The organism is Caballeronia sp., assembly GCF_049581465.1.
Classification (GTDB): domain Bacteria; phylum Pseudomonadota; class Gammaproteobacteria; order Burkholderiales; family Burkholderiaceae; genus Caballeronia.
This window is the reverse complement of sequence record NZ_JBAUSA010000631.1, coordinates 1-2085: the sequence shown is the minus strand read 5'-3', so window position 1 is coordinate 2085 and position 2085 is coordinate 1. Positions and strand designations below refer to the sequence as shown.

The window sequence follows — 2085 nt, the reverse complement described above, 5'->3', positions numbered from 1 at the left end:
CTGCAGGGCGGTGTCGCTCGCCGTCTCGTGCAGCCGGTCAACGTCGAGCCGCTCGTAGGAACGCGACAGCAGTGGCTCGTTAGCCAGGAAGCGCACTTCCTTTCGGTAAGCGGCAACGCAGGACGCCACCGACGTATGGCATTGGCCTTCACTCGCGCCAGTGTGTCGGCCGGCCACCCAGATGCTGGCCACCAACCGGCGCAGATCCCACTCCCAGGCACCGGGATGAGCCTCGTCGAAGTCGTTCAAGTCGATGACCAGATCCCGCTCCGGGGAAGCGTAGAAACCGAAGTTGCCCAGGTGCGCATCGCCGCAAATGACGGGGGTGATGCCGGTCGCGGGGAGATGCGCAACGTCCTCGGCCATCACCACGGCCGTACCGCGCAGGAACCCGTAGGGCGAGGCCACCATGCGGCCGACGCGGATCGGGATCAGCCAGTCCAGCCGGCCTTCATGCGACTGCCTGATCTGCTCGACCGGATCAGGCCGGTTCAACGGTGGCTTCCAGTCACCCATCGAGGCGCGGGGAACCTGATCACGCAGGCTCTTCCCCAACTCGAACCGCTCCGCGCGTGACATGGGTCGACGGCGCAACGAACGGTAACTGTCGCTGTCCGCGTTGGCCAGGATCACGTGCCCCATGGGCGGTTGAGTCGTCGTCATACCCTTTGCCTCGTCGCGCAGAACGGATAACGAAGGATACGGAATCCGGCAACACGAGACAACTCTGGCGTTCTTCTTGACGCCCGTGTTATGCCCGTATTTGCGTCAAAAGAAACTTTTGGGCACGCAGGAAGACACTACGGCGCGGCGTCTACGCCGAGACGGTCGGCACGCACGAGCACCGGCATCACGAAGATCAGCTTGCGCAGAGTAGCTCCAGGTCCATGCGCTTGCATGCGAAAGTGTCCGCGCCGCCAGTGCGCACGCACTTCGTGATCGGTGCTGTTGCTACTCGCAGACGTGCAGGACGGTTCGGGGAGCACAGCCGGTCCGACAATGTAGCGGTCGTAAAGGCTTTCGAGGGCTTCAAACTGCTCAAGACGTTTGCGTTTGCCCGGCGCGGCCGGCCTGCGCGGAGCCGTACTATAGGGTCGTTCATGAATGACAGGCGCTACGTCCAGCGAAAGATAAAGCAACACCTTGACGACATAGTCGAGTGCGCGCCGCCAAAAGACCATCGACTCGTCGTCCATCGGAAAATGCACGGACAACCCCGCGATGATCCGCTGAAGCGATGCGTTGTTGCCACCCGCTTCTATACTGAAGAACGTCACAGGGAGGTCCAACTTCGGCGAATCCTCATGCGGCCAACCACAAAAGGTAAGGCATCGGTTTTCGGTCCAGCCAGCCGGGGACCCATGTTCGAACACCATCACAGCCTCAAAGCCATCGTGGCTATCACGCAGCGCAGGCTCCGGCACGATACAGATTGCCGGCGCGGGCAAGCGCAGGAGCGACACGGGTACATCGCTCGCAATATCACTCGCTTCCAGCAAGCGATGCAGCGCGGAAGTGGGTTCATAGAGCGCCCCCTTCCTGAGCCAAAACGCTTGACTGATCGCGCTTTGAGTGTAGATCTCGCAGAGGTCACGGTGATCTGCATCAAATGGGGCTTCGCCCAGACAGCCTGTGACGAAATCATCCAGTTCACTTTGCAGTTCCATGACCGGACGATTGTGATCGGCAAACGCGGCCGCTAGTTTCGCACCGTCACGGCCCGCTATGCTCCGAGCGATCGTCCACGCTTCAATCGCACCCGACGCCCGATAGCGCACCGGGATGGGGAGGCGATCGAACCGGCGATCGTGGGTCTCCAGGCACAGCATCATCGCCTCCCTGGCCGCCACATCGAGCGGCCGGACATCCCGCTCTATTTCTTTGCGGGTCAAACGGCGACGCACCGGCGGATCGGGACGATCGGGCAGATCCGGCGGGTTGTCGAACGGGGGGAATCCGGTACTGCCGATTATGAATTTAGCCATGTTCAGTCACAGAAATAAATTACGATACGGCACGTTCAAAACGGTGCCCCTACCGCTTTGTTATCGGGCCACGTTGTCCGCTGTCCGCTCGGTACTGAGA

At 61.2% G+C, this 2085-nt stretch carries 2 protein-coding genes; both read right to left on the bottom strand.

Annotated elements, in window-relative coordinates:
• A partial coding sequence (locus tag WCA53_RS15350; protein WP_423911821.1) for a DUF2252 family protein occupies nt 1-663 on the bottom strand: 663 nt, incomplete at its 3' end.
• Nucleotides 664-800: 137 nt separating this feature from the next.
• Nucleotides 801-1985 (bottom strand): hypothetical protein, encoded by a 1185-nt coding sequence (locus WCA53_RS15345; RefSeq protein WP_423911818.1) that lies wholly within the window; start codon nt 1983-1985, stop codon nt 801-803.
• Between the last annotated feature and the right edge of the window lie 100 nt (nt 1986-2085).

Excerpts from the sequence above, each read along its gene's own strand:
- WCA53_RS15345 (WP_423911818.1), bottom strand. The coding sequence starts at position 1,985 with ATGGCTAAATTCATAATCGGCAGTACCGGATTCCCCCCGTTCGACAAC.